Source organism: Gluconobacter kanchanaburiensis NBRC 103587 (assembly GCF_007988905.1).
Lineage (GTDB): Bacteria > Pseudomonadota > Alphaproteobacteria > Acetobacterales > Acetobacteraceae > Gluconobacter > Gluconobacter kanchanaburiensis.
The window spans coordinates 296,038-312,024 of record NZ_BJVA01000001.1; the positions used below are offsets into that span (position 1 = coordinate 296,038).

At 61.7% G+C, this 15,987-nt stretch carries 12 protein-coding genes; 4 read left to right on the plus strand and 8 right to left on the minus strand.

The features are described 5' to 3' along the window. Positions 1-46 precede the first annotated feature (46 nt). Together thrC and GKA01_RS01380 are read right to left on the minus strand one after the other, a co-directional pair. Complete coding sequence (thrC, locus tag GKA01_RS01375; RefSeq protein WP_146858449.1) at positions 47-1,447, minus strand: threonine synthase; 1,401 nt, start codon at positions 1,445-1,447, stop codon at positions 47-49. Between the two features lie 22 nt (positions 1,448-1,469). Next, a complete protein-coding gene (locus GKA01_RS01380) occupies positions 1,470-2,450 on the minus strand; it encodes an NHL repeat-containing protein (protein ID WP_146858451.1) in 981 nt (326 codons plus the stop codon). 502 nt (positions 2,451-2,952) lie between these two features. On the opposite strand from GKA01_RS01380, the gene GKA01_RS01390 reads away from it, so the two are divergent. After that, on the plus strand, positions 2,953-4,656 hold the full coding sequence (locus GKA01_RS01390; RefSeq protein WP_146858453.1) for a tetratricopeptide repeat protein: 1,704 nt from the start codon (positions 2,953-2,955) through the stop codon (positions 4,654-4,656). Here the strand turns inward: GKA01_RS01390 and GKA01_RS01395 are convergent. From GKA01_RS01395 to GKA01_RS01410, 4 genes are all read right to left on the minus strand, one after another. After that, positions 4,619-7,471: a [protein-PII] uridylyltransferase gene (locus GKA01_RS01395; RefSeq protein WP_146858455.1), complete on the minus strand. Its 2,853-nt coding sequence runs from the start codon at positions 7,469-7,471 to the stop codon at positions 4,619-4,621. The two genes, GKA01_RS01390 and GKA01_RS01395, sit on opposite strands and share 38 nt — an antisense overlap. Continuing rightward, a complete protein-coding gene (gene mutS, locus GKA01_RS01400) occupies positions 7,468-10,119 on the minus strand; it encodes a DNA mismatch repair protein MutS (protein WP_146858457.1) in 2,652 nt (883 codons plus the stop codon). The genes GKA01_RS01395 and mutS overlap by 4 nt, the downstream gene beginning before the upstream one ends. A gap of 105 nt (positions 10,120-10,224) precedes the next feature. Next, positions 10,225-11,781 (minus strand): murein biosynthesis integral membrane protein MurJ, encoded by a 1,557-nt coding sequence (gene murJ, locus GKA01_RS01405; protein ID WP_146858459.1) that lies wholly within the window; start codon positions 11,779-11,781, stop codon positions 10,225-10,227. Between the two features lie 76 nt (positions 11,782-11,857). Then, on the minus strand, positions 11,858-12,103 hold the full coding sequence (locus GKA01_RS01410) for a hypothetical protein (protein ID WP_146858461.1): 246 nt from the start codon (positions 12,101-12,103) through the stop codon (positions 11,858-11,860). Between the two features lie 141 nt (positions 12,104-12,244). Here GKA01_RS01410 and GKA01_RS01415 point away from each other — a divergent pair, with 141 nt between their 5' ends. Then, the gene (locus GKA01_RS01415) at positions 12,245-12,499 is read left to right on the plus strand and encodes a DUF4112 domain-containing protein (RefSeq protein ID WP_146858627.1); all 255 of its coding nucleotides are present in this window, start codon (positions 12,245-12,247) and stop codon (positions 12,497-12,499) included. Here GKA01_RS01415 and GKA01_RS01420 read toward each other — a convergent pair. Beyond that, positions 12,493-12,987 carry a glutathione peroxidase gene (locus tag GKA01_RS01420; protein WP_146858463.1) on the minus strand — a complete coding sequence of 165 codons (495 nt, stop codon included), beginning with the start codon at positions 12,985-12,987 and terminating at the stop codon, positions 12,493-12,495. The two genes, GKA01_RS01415 and GKA01_RS01420, sit on opposite strands and share 7 nt — an antisense overlap. 187 nt (positions 12,988-13,174) lie before the next feature. On the opposite strand from GKA01_RS01420, the gene GKA01_RS01425 reads away from it, so the two are divergent. Further along, complete coding sequence (locus tag GKA01_RS01425) at positions 13,175-14,380, plus strand: NupC/NupG family nucleoside CNT transporter (RefSeq protein WP_146858465.1); 1,206 nt, start codon at positions 13,175-13,177, stop codon at positions 14,378-14,380. A 97-nt stretch (positions 14,381-14,477) separates the two neighbouring features. Next, entirely contained in the window at positions 14,478-15,002 is a 525-nt protein-coding gene (gene sodC / locus GKA01_RS01430; protein ID WP_146858467.1) for a superoxide dismutase[Cu-Zn], read from the plus strand. A 9-nt stretch (positions 15,003-15,011) separates the two neighbouring features. Here sodC and GKA01_RS01435 read toward each other — a convergent pair whose 3' ends face one another. Continuing rightward, complete coding sequence (locus tag GKA01_RS01435) at positions 15,012-15,986, minus strand: NAD(P)H-dependent glycerol-3-phosphate dehydrogenase (protein WP_194265770.1); 975 nt, start codon at positions 15,984-15,986, stop codon at positions 15,012-15,014. Between the last annotated feature and the right edge of the window lies 1 nt (position 15,987).

Genomic DNA, 15,987 nt, shown 5'->3' on the forward strand with positions numbered 1-15,987 from the left:
AAGGAAGGCACCCTCTCCGGCTGGAGAGGGCGTAAATCTTGAGGAATCAGCCGCGTTTGATGTGCGCGCGGACAGCATCCTGAAGACCGGCGATCTGGCTGTCGCGGCAGTCGTAGCGTTCGGTGCGCTCGAACAGGTCGGACAGATGCGGCGGTAGTTTCGGGTGGATGCCAGTGGCGGCGATGACGGCATCCGGGAACTTGGCTGGGTGGGCCGTGGCAGCGGCGACCATCGGGGTGCCGGGTTCCTGAAAGCGCTTGCCGACGGCGAGGCCGATGGCGCTGTGCGGGTCCGCGAGATAGAGACTTTCGTTGTAGAACAGACGCATGGCCTCGCTGGTCTGTTCGTCAGTGAGGGTCATTCCCTCGAAGACGTCCTTCATCCGGCTCCAGGCATCGTGTGGGACGGCCATGCGACCCGTCTCGCGGAATTCGCGCATGATGGCGGCACACCGCGTAGCGTTACGATCCAGCAGTTCGAATAGCAGGCGTTCGAAATTGGATGAAACCTGAATGTCCATCGACGGCGACAGACTCGGTTCGACCGTGCGGACGCTCATGTCGTTGTCGATGACGAAGCGCGTGAGAATGTCGTTGCGGTTGGAGCCGATGCAGAGCTTCTTGATGGGCAGTCCCATCTGTTTTGCGGCCCAGGCGGCGAGAACATTGCCGAAATTACCGGTTGGGACCGAGAACGAGACTTCCCTCTCCGGTGCACCGAGAGCAAGCGCAGCACGGACGTAATACGGGATCTGGGCGGCGATGCGGGCCCAGTTGATGGAGTTGACGGCCGAGAGCGAGACTTCGTCACGGAATGCATGGTCGGCGAACATTGCCTTCACCAGATCCTGACAGGTGTCGAAATCGCCTTCGACGGCAATGTTGAGGATGTTGTCGTCCTGAACCGTCGTCATTTGACGGCGCTGGACATCAGACGTGCGGCCCTTCGGATGAAGGATGACGACCGACAGGCGCTCCCGCCCCCGGCAGGCTTCGATCGCCGCTGAACCGGTATCGCCGGACGTGGCGCCGACGATCGTAACATGACGGTTGCGCTGGGTCAGGACGTGGTCGAACAGCCGTCCCAGCATCTGCATCGCCATGTCTTTGAAAGCGAGCGTCGGGCCGTGGAACAATTCGAGTGAGTAAAGGTCCTGCTCGACTTCCACGAGGGGGACCACGGCTGCGTGGTCAAAACCTGCATAGGCATCCCGCGTCATGTCCCTGAGGGTATCGACGTCGATTGCCTCTTCCGTAAAGAGGGCGATGACCTCTGCGGCGAGGTCCGGATAAGACAGCGCACGCCATTCCCGCAGGGTTTGTGGACTGATCTTCGGCCAGCTCTCCGGCATGTAAAGTCCGCCGTCTCCTGCAAGTCCTGCAAGAAGGATGTCGGAAAAATTCGGGGCGTCGGCGGTCAGCTCGCCGCGGGTAGATCGGTAGCGCATGGGAGAATTATATCATGACCTGTCAGGGCAAGGCGATGCGAAGAATGTGCGTTGTCCCATCTTCCGTGACAAGAACGCCCAATTCGTGACTGTTGGAAAGCGCAGGGGCACCGGCATTGACGAGGCGTGGATCCCGGAGGATGCGCAGCGGAATACGGTCGCTGCCGAATTTGAGTAGACTGCCCCCTTCGATGTCGGACAGGTAAAATGTGTCCGTCGAAGTCAGTGTTGCGCCGCCGAGACTGGGTGTTGTGCGCCATTCCGTAATGCCGTCAAGCTGCTCTACGGGTGTAAAAGCAGGATCGGTCAGTAGCGCGGTATCGATCCGGTACATTGGCCCGCAGGCAGGCTGATAGAAAAGCCATTGTCCTCTTTTATCAAGCATCAGGAATCGTACATTTCCTCCCGCGATGGGGTGACCATCGGGGCCGATACTGGGCTGCCCATTCCGCAGAAGGGGGTGTCGGCCGGTCAGGGATGGGTCATAGGCAAGAAAACGGGAGGCTTTGCCAGTCTGAAGGTTGGCCACGATGAGCGCAGCTTTCCCCTCGTCTGCCAGATAGGCGTGCGTTCCGTGAATTTGCAGGGCGACCAGATTGCTGCCGGTAACTGCGGCTCCATCCAGAAGAGTCCGTGAAACAACGGTTCCCTCCCGCGACATGCGGATCAGCGTAGGGACGGCGCCAGAGGTCAATGCCCACAGTTGCCCGTCAGACGTCGTCAGTGCCGCTAGGCGCTCGGTTGGAGCACCGGACGCGTTAAGAGGTGTCGCGCCTGTGACTGTAATGCGGACGGGATGTCCGTTTTCGTCAAGGGCGAGATAGTTACCGTCTTCTTCCGCCAGGAGCGTGGTGGGCTGTATTTGGGGGAGTATCGCATCAGTCGTGATCGAAGCCTGGGTAGGTGCGTCCTGCCAGGGGTGATCGGCTTTGGCGGGAGTGACGCTAAAGGCCAGGGCTGTCAGCCCGGCCGCGGTGGCGGCATGCAGAAGACGGGTTCTCATGGTTCTGACATTGCCCCGAAGGGCGCATTTGGCAAGTCAGAACTGGGAACGAAGACGTTCCATTCAGGATTACGTCTCTACTTTGGTCGGGGTCTGCACGGTTTCCGAGCCACGGGCAAGGAGTTCAACAAGCGGTGGCGCGGGCTTTGGATTCGAAAGCCACGGAGAAAGTTCATGTTCCACCGGGAAAAGGACGGCGGCATGCATGAGGAGAGCGGCTTCGATGGTCAGGCACTCGATGGACCAACGGTTGTCGGGCATGCGTGAAATAAAGTGACCTGATGCTGTCCGGCGCACCTCAATCGGAAATGTCCGAGTAGTCATTCCCTGTCGTACTGTCGCGTACACTAGCCCTGGGACCGGACCGGTTCTCTGTTCAAGATGCATTGTCTGAAAACCTCTGACACCGTCTTAGATTTGCGATATTGGCCAAATAAGGGTGAAGACTTCGTTAACGGACAGGGAACTGGATTTTCTGGACGTTTCGGCGCACCAAGCTCCAATGACATCTCCGTTCTCTTCCGATCCGACAGAACCGGCTTTTGCCCGCTTTAGAGCGGGGGATCTTGCGGGAGCAGAAGCAGGGTTTCGAAAGATTCTCGATGCATTGCCCCTTCAGCCGGATGCCTTGCACGGAATGGCCTGTCTGGCTCGGGCGCGGGGGCAGCATGCGACTGCAATTTCCTTGACGGGGCGTGCCCTGCAGCAGGGTGGTATTTCGCCTGTTCGGAAAGCGCGGATGCATATCACACTCGGACTTGCGCTTCTGGCGCGCGGCCATGTGGAACCTGCGCGGGCGGCTCTCGCGGTCGCGATCCTGTTGCAGCCCTCCGATCCAAGAGCCCATGCCGCACTGGCGGATGTGTTCCTGCAGCTCGGACGACGGGAAGAGGCACGCGATGCACTGAAGCGGGCGGCTGATCTTTCAGCGCGGGACGATGAGATCCGGACCCGGCTCGGTGCCCTCCTGCTGGAAGACGGTCTTGTTGAGCAGGCCATCGGCCAGTTTCGGCAAATCGTGGCCCGAAGACCGGGGGACGGTGTGGCGTTGGCTAATCTTGGAGCGGCGCTGTTCGCAGACAATGCGTTCGACGAAGCCCGTCAGACATTGCTTCAGGCTTGCGGACTTGGAACGCGAACAGCCGAAACATTGAACAGTCTCGGGTTGGTGGAAATGGCATCGGGTGACCTTGGGGCGGCCTGCGAAACGTTACATAACGCGCTTGAACTCAGCCCTCTGGATGGGCGGATCGCGAACAGCCTGGGGACGGCCCTGATGGAAGTAGGGCGGCTGAGAGATGCGGAAGCCCTGTTTCGGGAAATCATGACCCGTGAAAGCGGCCAGGAACGGGATCGGGCACGCTTCAATCGTTCCACCATTCTTCTCGGGCAGGGACGTTTTTCCGAAGGTTGGAGTGAATTCGAAAGTCGTCTGGCGCTGTTGCACATTTCCACGGCGGCAGCCCCGGCATGGGATGGGTCATCGGGACTGGAACCGGTGGCGATAACGGGCGAACAGGGGCTTGGGGATGAGGTGCAGTTCCTGCGATTTCTGTTGGAAGCATCGCGACGCCGCCCTCTTAGGCTTCGTTTCCGAACGGCGGATCTTGCTCGGTGGATGCCTGAACTGGATCAGAGACAGATTTTGTCTCCTGATGGTCCGGTGGTGGCGGAAACCTCTTTGTTGAGTCTTCCGGCTGTTCTTGGGCTGGAGAGCGCTCCTTCATCCCGTCCTTATCTGGGGATTCCAGCAAAGCCTGAAGCAGGACGAATCGGCGTCTGCTGGTCAGGAAATCCGACTTACCGGTTCGATCGCAGGCGTTCGGTACCGGTGGATTATCTGGGGGGCCTGCAACATGTTTTGGGCGCGAAGTTCATTGCCCTGCAACGCGGTCATGTTCCTGGGTGGATGGAGCAGCCTTCTCTCGAGACACCGGTGGATCTGGCGCGGGAGGTCAGCCGGTGTGCTCTGGTCATCAGCGTGGATACTTTCACGGCGCATCTCACCGGGGCTGTCGGACGACCTCTCTGGCTGCTTAATCGTGAAGGGGGCGACTGGCGGTGGAAAGACGTCGCCTGGTACGAAGACGTCCGGCAGTTCAGGCCTCCTTCGGACGTGACTGTCGCCGTCGGATGGGAGGCTGTGATGCGCGACGTGGCGACGGCGCTCAGCCTGTGGTTACGGGCACCGCAGGGCGGCTTGTAAGCGAGGCGAGCAACGTCTCGCGCAGACGTGCCAGACGGACGGGATCAGTGATTTTCAGGCCCAGCAGGTCCCGGACATAGAACACGTCCACCGCGCGCATGCCGTAAGTCGTGATGTGCGCGGAGGAGACCTGAAGGGATTCGCTGCTGAGCGCGGATGTGATGTCGTGGAGGAGGCCGGGCCGGTCGCGCCCGTTGACTTCGATGACAGTGTGCCGGTCTGAGGCCGTATTGTCGATGACGACACGGGGCGGGACGTGGATCGCCCGCATCCGGCGGGACGTGCTGTGATGGCTGGCGTCCTCGATACCCTTGCGGATGTCGAGATGACCGGAGAGGGCTTGTTCCACAAGATGATTGAGGCGACCGAGCTGGTGAGGCTCTTCAAAAGAACAGCCTTCTCCATCCTGCACCCAGAATGTGTCCAGCGCCATGCCGTCACTGAGTGTGTGGATGCGGGCGTCGACGATGGAAGCGCCTGCAACGGCCAAGGCTCCCGCGATCTGCGAGAACAGGCCAGGATGGTCGGCACATAGGACGGTCAGTTCGGTGACGCCGCGTTCGGGTAGCGGGAACGCTTCCACCGTCACGGGAGAGCGGTACCGGTCCGAATCGTGGACCATGCGGGCATGACGCATTTGGGTATCGGTGTCGAAGCCGAGCCAGTAGCTGGGGTAGCCGAGGTCCAGAAAGCGGTCGATGCTGTTTTCGGGGAGAGTGCCGGTGAGGCCATCCCGGGCAAGATCGCGGGCATGGCTTACGCGGCTGTCCCGTTCGGTCGCGGCCAGTCCGCCTTCCAAAACCTCGGCGACGCGGGAGAAAAGCTCGCGCAGGAGGGTAGCTTTCCAGGCGTTCCAGACCTTCGGGCTGACGGCCCGCATGTCGGCGATGGTCAGGAGCAGGAGGAGGCGCAGGCGTTCGGGAGACTGGATGGTGTCGGCGAGGTCGAGGATCGTACGGGGATCGTCGATGTCGCGGGTGAAGGCGGTCTGCGAGAGCAGAAGATGGTGCAGGACCAGCCAGGAGACGGTGTCGGTTTCTTCGGGATCGAGGCCGAGTTGCGGACAGATGGTCAGCGCGAGGTCAGCACCGATTTCAGAATGGTCGCCGCCACGTCCCTTGCCAATATCGTGCAGCAGGACAGCGACATAGAGCGCACGGCGGGACCGGAGGTCGCTGGCCAGAGTGTAGGCTAGCGGGATTTCGTCCGCCATGCGACCGGCTTCGATCTGGCCCATCATGCGCACAGCTTCGACGATGTGCTCGTCAACCGTATAGATATGGTAGCTGTCGAACTGCATCTGACCGACCACGCGGGACCAGTCTGGCAGAAGACGACCAAGAAGGCCGGTTTCGTTGAGGATCGGGAGCCAGAAGGGGACGGCTTTCGTGTCGTCCGCACTGGGTTCGCAGAGCAGGTCCAGAAAGATTTTCGCGGTTTCGACATCGTCGCGCAGGGTGACGGCATGACGTTCGTTGCGGATGATTTGCTGCATTGCGATGGGATGCAGGGGCAGGTCATGGCGCCGGCCGCAGTCAAGTAGACGGAACATTTCACGGGGCTGTGCCGCGAACGTTACGGGCTCGATGGGGCAGATGCGGCCGGCAATGGTCTGGAAGTCTTCGGGGCCGAGGACAACCTGGGGTGGTTCTCCGGTCGTCTGGTCCTGAAGATGCATCAGCACGACGGGCTGTAGGACGCTGGTGAGGCGCATGACATCGCGGGCAGTCAGGAAATAGTGCCGCATGAAACGTTCGACGCCGCGTTGTCGGCCGTGGGTTGCATACCCCATGCGTCCGCCAATGACGGGCTGGACGTCAAAGGTCAGGCGTTCTTCCGCGCGGCCGGTGATGTAGTGCAGGTGCAGGCGGACGGTCCACAGGAAGTCCCATGAGCGCCGAGCACGATGGGCTTCGCGGTCTGTAAGAAGCCCGAAAGATGCGAAAGACGGTGTCTGTGGGGCCTCGGCCGGGCCGCCGCTCCGTTCGGGACTGGACACCGCGCAGCCTAGTGCTGCGCGCCCCATCCAGTTCAGGGTTTGCAGATCGCGCAGTCCGCCACGGCCTTCTTTGATATTGGGTTCAACCATGTAAGGATTGTCGCCAAATCGGCGATGACGCTGTTCGCGTTCGCCGATTTTTCCCATTACGAAGGCGCATAGCCGATCGTTTTGGAGATCCGCGCCGAGAGCACAGCGCAGGTCACGGGCGAGGCCACGTTCCCCGTGGAGAAACCGCAGGTCCAGCAGGGCGGTCCGGATGGTGAGATCGGTCTCTGCGTCGCGGACGCATTCGGCGATGGAGCGCGTGGCATGCCCGACGCGCAGTCCGAGGTCCCACAGGGCGTAGAGAATGAACTCGATCCGCGCGGTCATGGCCGGGGTCGGGTCGCCGGGAATGAGGAAAAGGATGTCGATGTCGCTGAAAGGGGCAAGAAGGCCCGCTCCATAACCACCAGTAGCGCACAGACAAAGGGTATCGCCGGGAGCGTCGTATTTATGGGCAGCCAGATCGGCGAGAGCACAGACCATCGCGTCGGCCTGATGTGCGAGGGCGCGGGCTGCGTCGATTCCCGAGATGTGGCGCTTTTCAAACTGTTCCCGGACCAGAGCATGACCACTTCCAAGATGCCGCCGCAGGACAGAAAGGACATCTTCGCGGTTCGTGAGCCCCTGTGCCGCGGCTGTCTGGAGGGCGAGCGTCAGCGATGAGGCCGGTTCGCACGAAGGGGAGGCGGTTCGGTCAGACAGGGGCTTATCCGTATCGTCAGCGAAGGGGGGAAGAGAAGTTTCGCCTGAGAAAGAGTTTTCTTTCAAGTGTCGTTTCCTGAGGCGAGACGTTTCAGATCGTATAACGCCCGCAGGGCGTCCCGGGGAGAGAGATCGTCGGGGTTCAGCGCTCGGATTGCGTCCTCCAGAGCGGTGGCCACGGGATCGGGTGCAGGCGTAGAAGAAGGATGTGATTGCGGCTCCGCCACGGCTTCGAAAAGCGGGAGCGAGGAGCGGGAATCGGCCTGTTCGCGCTCGAACTGTGTGAGAAGGCGGCCAGCACGATTGATGACGGAAGCAGGGATTCCCGCCAGTTTTGCTACATGCAGCCCCCAGCTCTTGCGGGCGGCACCGGGACGGACCTCGTGCTGGAAAATGACTTCGCCGCGCCATTCCTTCACGGCCATCGTGTATGGCGCCAGACGAGGCAGGAAATCGGTTAGGGCACCAAGTTCATGGAAATGTGTGGCAAAGATTGTCCGCGAGCCAAGCTGTGTGTGCAGGGCTTCGAGCGTGGCCCATGCGATGGACAGACCATCAAGAGTCGCAGTGCCCCGACCGATCTCGTCCACAACCACGAGGGATTTTGGACCAGCCTGATTGAGAATCGCGGCGGTCTCGGTCATTTCGACCATGAAGGTGGAGCGACCACGGGCCAGATCGTCCGCGCCGCCGACGCGTGAGAACAGGCGGTCCACGACGCCGATCTGGGCGGATTTTGCCGGAACGGGAAGACCGGCCTGTGCAAGAATGACGGCAAGAGCGGTCTGACGCAGGAATGTCGATTTGCCCGCCATGTTCGGGCCCGTGAGCAGCATGGCGCGGTGTTCGGGCGGCAGAGCGCAGTCATTGGGAATAAAACGGGCGTCCGCGCTTCCCGATTCGGCCAGTGCGGCTTCGACGACCGGGTGGCGGCAGGCGATGAGGCTGAACTCCGTGCCCTCCGTGACGGTGGGGCGGCACCATGCGCCACCTTCCGCGAGCAGGCCGCAGGAGCGCAGGACGTCTGCGAGGGCCAGGAATTCCGCGACATCATCGAGCGCCGGAGTTTGCAGGATATGGGCGCAGAGTTCGGCGAAGATGCGGCGTTCGAGTGCAGAGGCTTTGTCGGCGGCTTCGAGGATGGCGCGGTCCAGACCGGCAAGCTCTTCTGTGGAGAAGCGGGCGAGGCTGGCCGTGCCCTGACGGAAGGACAGCTCCGGGTTATCGCGGAGTTTTGTGCCGGCTGCGGACGGGACTTCGATGACGTAGCCGAGCTGCGCATGGTGTTTGATCTTGAGGTTTGAGACGCCGAATTTTTCGGACAGGTCACCCTGCATGGCGGCGATGATGCGGCGGCTTTCGTCACGCAGGCCGCGATAGCGGTCCAGTTCCGTATTGTAGCCGGGGGCGGTGAAGCCGCCATCTTCGATGCGGGCAGGAAGAGTTTCGGCGACGGCGGCCTGAAGCTGCTCCAGCAGGGTGTCGGCGCGGCCGTATAGGCCTGCGGTGAGGGTGCGGATCAGCGTGGGGGTGGAGGCGTCGCAGACGGGCTGGAACAGGGCTGTGATGTCGTTGGCGGTGATCAGCGTGTCACGGATGGCGGCGAGATCGCGTGGCTGGCCACGTCCGGCGGAGATGCGGCCCAGCGCGCGTGCGGGATCTGGGGTGCGGCGCAGGATATCGCCGAGTGCGCTGGATAGGCCGGGAATGGACTGAAGCCACAGCCAGCCGTTCTGGCGGTCCGTAATGGCGGTGGCATCCGTCAGCGGAGAGGCGAGCCATTGTGCAAGGAGGCGGGAGCCTGCGGCCGTGGCGGTGCGGGTGACGGCACCGAGAAGGCTGTGTTTCGTCTCGCCGTCGCGGGTGCGGAGGATGTCAAGGCTGGCGCGGGTGGCGGGGTCGATGCCCAGCACACCGTCCGTGCCCTGCGGGATGGGACGCGACAGGCGCGGGAGTGCTCCGGCCTGACTGCGCTGGACGTAGTTCAGGGCGATGGCACAGGCGACAGCCTGTTCAGGCGGGAAGTCTCCGAGGGCGTCGATCTGGGCCACGCCATAGGCGCGGGCGACGAGGGTGCGGGCGCTGTCGAGTGTCGGCGGGACCGCGACTGGAGCTAGGCGGGATGCGTAATCTGGCGCGATCAGGTCGGGTTCGGACAGGATTTCGGCGGGGTCCAGCCTCGCCAGAAGCTCCGGCAAAGCGGCATCGCTGACCGAAGCCGTTTCGAAAGCCCCGGTGGAAATATCGATCCAGGCCGCGCCGATCGTTTTTACACGTTTTTCGGGGCTGCGGGCGAGGGCGAGCAGGAGATTGGCACGTCCGGCTTCGAGCAGTTCGTCCTCCGTCAGGGTGCCAGGAGTGACCACGCGAACGATGGCACGGGCGAGCGGGCCTTTCTGGGGCTTTTCGCCCTTTTTCGGCGGGGTCTGCGTCTGTTCAGCGACGGCGACGCGAAAGCCGCGACGGATCAGCCGCGAGAGATAGGCCGGGGCGGCCGCGACCGGGACGCCGCACATGGGGATCGGCTCGCCCTGATGCGTGCCGCGGGCTGTCAGTGCGATGTCGAGCGCCATGGCGGCGGCCTGTGCGTCGGCGAAGAATAGTTCGTAGAAATCGCCCATGCGGAAAAAGAGCAGGGCATCGGGTTCGCGGTGTTTGAGATCGAACCACTGGGCCATCGCGGGGCTGGCATTTTCGGCGGTAGGCAGGGGCATGAAGGTGCCGATGGGTCCGGTCTCCGGGCTGTCAGGTCGGGGAAGGGGAAAACAGTGCCTTGGCCATACCGCCTTCCTGCCGGTGTGTGAACCGGCAGGGCAGGGTCAGTGGGTGCGTCTGCGGTTCAGGCGTGACTGGAAAGCCACGGCGACGTCACGCAGGCGCACCACCTTTAAGGCATCAAGAGTCATAACGTAGACCAGCATGCCGAAGATGATCAGCGCCATGAGCATGCTGAAGCGCCACACGCCGTGCCAAGAGGGCAGGTCGGGTGCCACGAATTTTTCTGATGCTGCGACCCAGAGCGCCATCATGATCGCGGCGCCTGTAATGCGCAGGGCGCGACCTTTGAGAAGTGGGTCCGTAACAAACAGGCCGCGCCGGTGCAGGATGACGGCGAGGAGGGTGCAGTTGACGAAAGCGGCAACCGTGCTGGCCAGCGGCGGGCCGATATGAGCCAGCGGTCGGTACAGCAGGAGGTTGAGGACAAGGTTCAGTCCCAGCGTGAAGAACCCGATGCGGACTGGCGTGACGGTGTCGCCTTCTGCGAAAAAGGCTGGAGAGAGAACCTTGATGAGAACGAAGGCAGGCAGGCCGAGCGCATAGGCCTGAAGGCACTGGCCTGCAAGGAAAGCGTCAGCGACGGTGAAATGACCATAGCTGAAAAGAGCGGCCATGATGGGGAAGGCGAGAACGATCATGCCGATCATGGCGGGCAGCGTCAGGAGCAGCGTGTAGTCGATGGCGCGGTTGACGCTGGAATGGACGGCGGCGCGGTCGTTGTTGGCGATATGGCGGGTCAGGAGCGGCAGAAGAGCCGTCCCGGCAGCCGAGCCGAGAACGCCGAGGGGAAGCTGGTTGATGCGATCCGCGAAATACAGGATCGAAGGCGTTCCCACAGGCAGGTGGGTTGCGATGATCATGTCCACGGTCAGGTTGATCTGCGTGACGCCGGAGCCAACAAGGCCCGGCCCCATGCGGCGCAGAAGGGCCCGCATATCTGCCGAGAGGCTGGGCCATGTCAGGTGCGGCGCCATGCCTGCGCGGTGTGCGGCCCAGTAGAGGGCGCCGAACTGCACGAGGCCCGAGAGCGTCACCCCCCAGGCGCTCACGACGGCGGTATTGTGCCAGACCAGAGCGCCGAGAAGGATCGCCGCGATACCGATGATGTTGAAGGTGACATAAGCGGCGGCGGCGGCGGTGAATTTCCCAAGTCCGTTGAGAATGCCCGAGACGAGGGCCGCGCCACAGATCAGCAGCATGTAGGGGAACGTGATGCGCGACAGATGTACCGCAATCTCAAAACGGGTTCCGTTGAGGCCGGAGCCGATGAAGCTCACGACCAGCGGCATGAAGATTTCGGCAAGGACGGTCAGCAGGGCAAGCCAGAGCATCAGGCCGGAGAGCGCCTGACCGGCGAAGCGCAGGGCGGGTTGTGGGCCTTTTGTTTCGTAACGTTCGGTGAACATTGGCACGAAAGCTGCGTTGAACGCGCCTTCGCCGAAAAGACGCCGGAACATGTTGGGCAGTCTGAGCGCGATCAGGTAGGCGTCCTGAACGGGGCCGGCACCAAGGAACGCGGCGAGAAGCTGATCACGAACGAGGCCAAGGACACGCGAAAGCATTGTCCAGCTGCCGACTGTCAGGAAATTGCGAAGCATTTCCTGATCCTAGCCTAACATTCAGCGCTGCGACATATGGTCCGTGACAGGAAAAACACGCCGTAGCTGATTGGCTTCAGCGCAAAATTGTTTCGCGATTGTACGGGGTCGTGGTGGTACGCTGCGACTGGCCAATGCTGGGGCGAACCGCGGCGAGACCGATGCAGAGCAGCGTGACTTCCAGCATCAGCATGGCGCTGGCCCAGAAAATGCCGGACAGGCCGAGGAATGTCGTGACGTGATGGGCTACGGCAGGCGTTAAGGCACCGAGGGCCGCAACCACCAGGAGCGGCAGGATCGGGCGGAGGAGTGAGTCCTTCATGATGTGGCTCCTGTCACATTTCTGACATGGACTGTGCCGGGTTTTGATACGGATGTTCAAGGAAAAAAGATAAATTCCCAGCTCCATTTTGCGTGATAACGGGTGCCATGAAGGATTTTTCGACGCTTTCCACCCTTGTTGATGCTCCCACCGGCATTGCCGATCTCCAGCACAGGCTGGATCGGATCCGCCTTATCGCTTTACGTCGTCTGGAAAGGGAAGCGGATGGGTGCGGACCATCAGATCCTGCAGCGGATGCTGGGAAATGTGGCGGTCGAGGCCTTGGTTGGACGTGTTCCGCTGGCCGGGGATCTGTTCGATACGGTTTTCAAGGCCGATTTGCGGAATATCGGCATGATGGAGAAAGCCCTTGCTTCGCGCCTCGGCTCTCAGTGATCTAGCAGGACTTTGCGGATTGCCTCTTCCACGCGGTTTGATGCCGGTTTTGCTAGCGGAGTGAACCAGTTGACGAGTTTTCCATCACGATCCGTCAGATATTTATAGAAATTCCAGCGGGGACGGGCCAGAAAGCCGCCTTCGCTGTCCAGCCACCGGAAAAGAGGTGTCGTTTCGGGACCGCGGACATGCTGGCGCGCGGCCATCGGGAAGCTGACCCCGTAATTGCGATGACAGAAAGTCTTGATTTCTTCCGACGAGCCGGGCTCCTGCTGCCCGAAGTCATTGGACGGAATCCCAAGGATGACCAGCCCGTCCGGATAGCCCCGTCCATACCGTGACCAGACATGCTGAAGGTCTTCATATTGCGGCGTAAAGCCACATTTGGAGGCCGTATTGACGATCAGCAGCGGGCGACCACGCCAGGCGGAGAGGTCGATCGTATCTCCGGAAAGTCCGGGGAGGCTGAAATCGTAGGCGCAGGTCATCGGGATTCTCCCTATTGGTCGGCCGGATCCTAGCGTCTTGGAGGGATTCGGGCGAGAGAGGAGGGGTGGACAGAACGTGACATGATGGACAGGTTCACGTCGTTTCGGGTTTAGCTGATCTGTTCCGCGGTCAGTGTCGCGTCCGTGCTGTTGTGCCGTTGCGTTTTTGGGTGAGGAGTTTGCCTGCGTGATCCTGCGCGTCCTTGTCGGCATGGCCGGCCTTTTGCTTCTTGGGGCGCTCCTGTCCACCAATCGCCGGGCCATTGACTGGGCTCTGGTGGCGCGGGCCCTGCTGTTACAGGTCCTGATCGCGGCGGTCGTGCTCTGGGTGCCTGCCGGAGCTCATGGGCTGCATGTCGTGTCCGATGCGGTAACAAAGGTGCTGTCTTTCGGGGATGTGGGAAGCGCGTTCCTGTTTGGCGGGCTTGTGGGGCCGAAAATGAATGGTCTGTTCGGCAATGAGAGCTTCGTCTTTGCGCTGAAAGTCCTGCCCGAGATCGTCTATGTCGCAGCGCTTCTGGGGCTTTTGCAGCACTGGGGCGTGTTGCAGTTTCTCTCGAAACTCATCGGGGGGGCTCTGTCGCGGGTTCTGGGGACGACAGGACTTGAATCATTCTCGGCGGTGCTGACGATCTTTCTCGGACAGAGCGAGATGCCCATCGCGCTTCAGACCTGTCTGGCAGAAATGTCGACCGGCGAACTGGCGACGGTGCTGTGCAGCGGAACCTCCTCCATCGCGGGGTCCGTTCTGGCGGGATATGCATCGCTAGGCGTGCCGATGGAAAATTTGCTGGCGGCGTCTTTTATGGCGATACCGGGCGGCCTGCTGTTTTCACGCATCCTGTTTCCGGGGCCGCGCCACTCCGGCGCGCAGATTGCCGGGGCGGATCATGGCCATCACAGCATGTTCGAGGCCATTGCGGACGGCGCCATGAACGGGGCGAAAATCGCGGTGGCGGTGGGCTCGGTGCTGATCGCATTTGTGGGGCTGATTGCTCTGGCTGACGGTCTGCTGGGTGCGGTCGGACTGTCACTGGCCCACGTGCTCGGCACGGTGTTCGCGCCATTCGCCTGGCTTCTGGGGGTGCCGTGGAACGAGTGCGTGGTGGCCGGTGGACTGCTGGGGCAGAAGATCGCCTTCAATGAGTTCGTGGCCTATGTGAACCTGTCGCCGTTGATCCATGCCCATGCGCTGTCGCAGCGGACGATCACGATCCTGTCCTTCGCGCTGTGCGGTTTTGCGAACATCTCCACCATCGGGATTCTGATCGGGGCGTTCGGAAGTGCTGAGCCGCGTCGGCGGACGGATGTGGCGTCGCTGGCGGTACGGGCCGTCGCTGCGGGGACGTTATCCAATGCGATGAGCGCGGTTATCGCAGGTCTGTTCGTTTGATTTTATTTGCGCTCACGAATGTCTGATCTCACAAGAGGCATGATTTCAGTAAAGTGAGAATGATTATCATCTTTGTGCCTGAATTGTGAGTGTCACCATGCGTCGTTCCGGATTTCTGTCTCTTGTGCTCGCTTCTGCCTTGGCCGTTCCTTCGCTTGCGTGCGCGGCGGATCATGTCACGGGTGCACTTAAGGGTACTAATGGCGCGGTCCATGGGATTGTGGACGTGACGGGCGCGCCGAAGGGTGTTCTGCTGCGCCTTCAGGTTCAGGGGCTGACGCCGGGCTGGCACGGAATCCATTTCCACGAGAAGGGAAGCTGCGCGCCTCCGAAGTTCACAAGCGCGGGTGCGCATGTTCATGCGGCGACGCCAGTTGTGCATGGTCTGTTGAACGCTGATGCCAATGATGCCGGAGATCTGCCGAACCTGTATGTTGCGGCAGACGGAACAGCGACGGTGGAACTTTATTCCACGCTGGTTTCGCTGAAGGGCGGCAATAATCTGCCCGCACTGATGGACGCGGATGGAGCGTCTGTGGTGATCCATGCCAAGCCGGACGACTATCAGACCCAGCCGATCGGCGGTTCGGGAGACCGGGTGGCCTGCGCCGTTCTCCACTGAACCGCGTCGTTATTCCCGGGTCGGGGGGCGGTCCAGTAGAAGATGGCGCGCTTCCTCGATTGAAACGCCTTCGTTGAGAAGGCGGGTGACGGTTTCGATGATCGGCACCCGTACGTTGTGTCTGCGGGCGAGGGCGAGCATGGCGGGCGCGGTCAGAACGCCTTCCGCGACCGTCGTGCGTGAGGCGAGAATATCCGCGAGTGATCGACCTTCACCGAGTTCCAGTCCGACACTGTAATTACGGGAGCCGCGACTCGTACAGGTCAGAATAAGGTCTCCCATGCCCGCGAGGCCGGCAAGCGTGCTGGCGCGACCTCCAGTGGCTTCGGCGAGGCGGCCGATTTCGGCGACTGCCCGGGTGATAAGGGCTGCGCGGGCATTTTCGCCCAGTCCCGCACCGATCGTAATACCCGCGCCGATGGCGATGACGTTCTTGGCGGCACCCGCAAGCTGGACACCGGCAGCATCATCGCTGGCATAGAGACGGAAGCTGGATGTGTTGAGAAGCGCCGTGAGAGCCTGTGCAAGCGCAATGTCCGCGCAGGCCAGCGTTGCTGCAGCGGGGAGGCCCTTGGCGATTTCTATAGCGAAATTCGGACCAGAGAGGACGCCCGTCGGGCGGTTTGGCATGGTCTGCGCTAGCACATCGAGTGGCAGGAGGGATGTGGCCTGTTCTAGCCCCTTGCAACAGGTCACGACCGGAACCGTGGGATCAAGAACGGTCTGAAGGCGCGTTGAGACGTCGCGGGCGGTCTGCACCGGGGTCACGAGCAAAACGACATCGGCTGTACGCGGAAAATCGCCCGTGATGGTGATGGTGTCGGGCAGGATGACGTCCGGCAGGCGCGGCAGGGTTCGGGTTGCCGGCGGAACGGGGTTTCGCATCCAGAGGGTGACGTCCGCGCCGGTGGCCGCCATGGCGCAGGCCAGTGCGGTTCCCCAGGCTCCGGCGCCGATAACGGTGATATGCGGACGTCTGCTCATG

Excerpts from the sequence above, each read along its gene's own strand:
- sodC (WP_146858467.1), top strand. The coding sequence starts at position 14,478 with ATGCGTCGTTCCGGATTTCTGTCTCTTGTGCTCGCTTCTGCCTTGGCC.
- thrC (WP_146858449.1), bottom strand. The coding sequence starts at position 1,447 with ATGCGCTACCGATCTACCCGCGGCGAGCTGACCGCCGACGCCCCGAAT.
- GKA01_RS01380 (WP_146858451.1), bottom strand. The coding sequence starts at position 2,450 with ATGAGAACCCGTCTTCTGCATGCCGCCACCGCGGCCGGGCTGACAGCC.
- GKA01_RS01390 (WP_146858453.1), top strand. The coding sequence starts at position 2,953 with ATGACATCTCCGTTCTCTTCCGATCCGACAGAACCGGCTTTTGCCCGC.
- GKA01_RS01420 (WP_146858463.1), bottom strand. The coding sequence starts at position 12,987 with ATGACCTGCGCCTACGATTTCAGCCTCCCCGGACTTTCCGGAGATACG.
- mutS (WP_146858457.1), bottom strand. The coding sequence starts at position 10,119 with ATGCCCCTGCCTACCGCCGAAAATGCCAGCCCCGCGATGGCCCAGTGG.
- GKA01_RS01410 (WP_146858461.1), bottom strand. The coding sequence starts at position 12,103 with ATGAAGGACTCACTCCTCCGCCCGATCCTGCCGCTCCTGGTGGTTGCG.
- GKA01_RS01435 (WP_194265770.1), bottom strand. The coding sequence starts at position 15,986 with ATGAGCAGACGTCCGCATATCACCGTTATCGGCGCCGGAGCCTGGGGA.
- GKA01_RS01415 (WP_146858627.1), top strand. The coding sequence starts at position 12,245 with ATGCTCCCACCGGCATTGCCGATCTCCAGCACAGGCTGGATCGGATCC.
- murJ (WP_146858459.1), bottom strand. The coding sequence starts at position 11,781 with ATGCTTCGCAATTTCCTGACAGTCGGCAGCTGGACAATGCTTTCGCGT.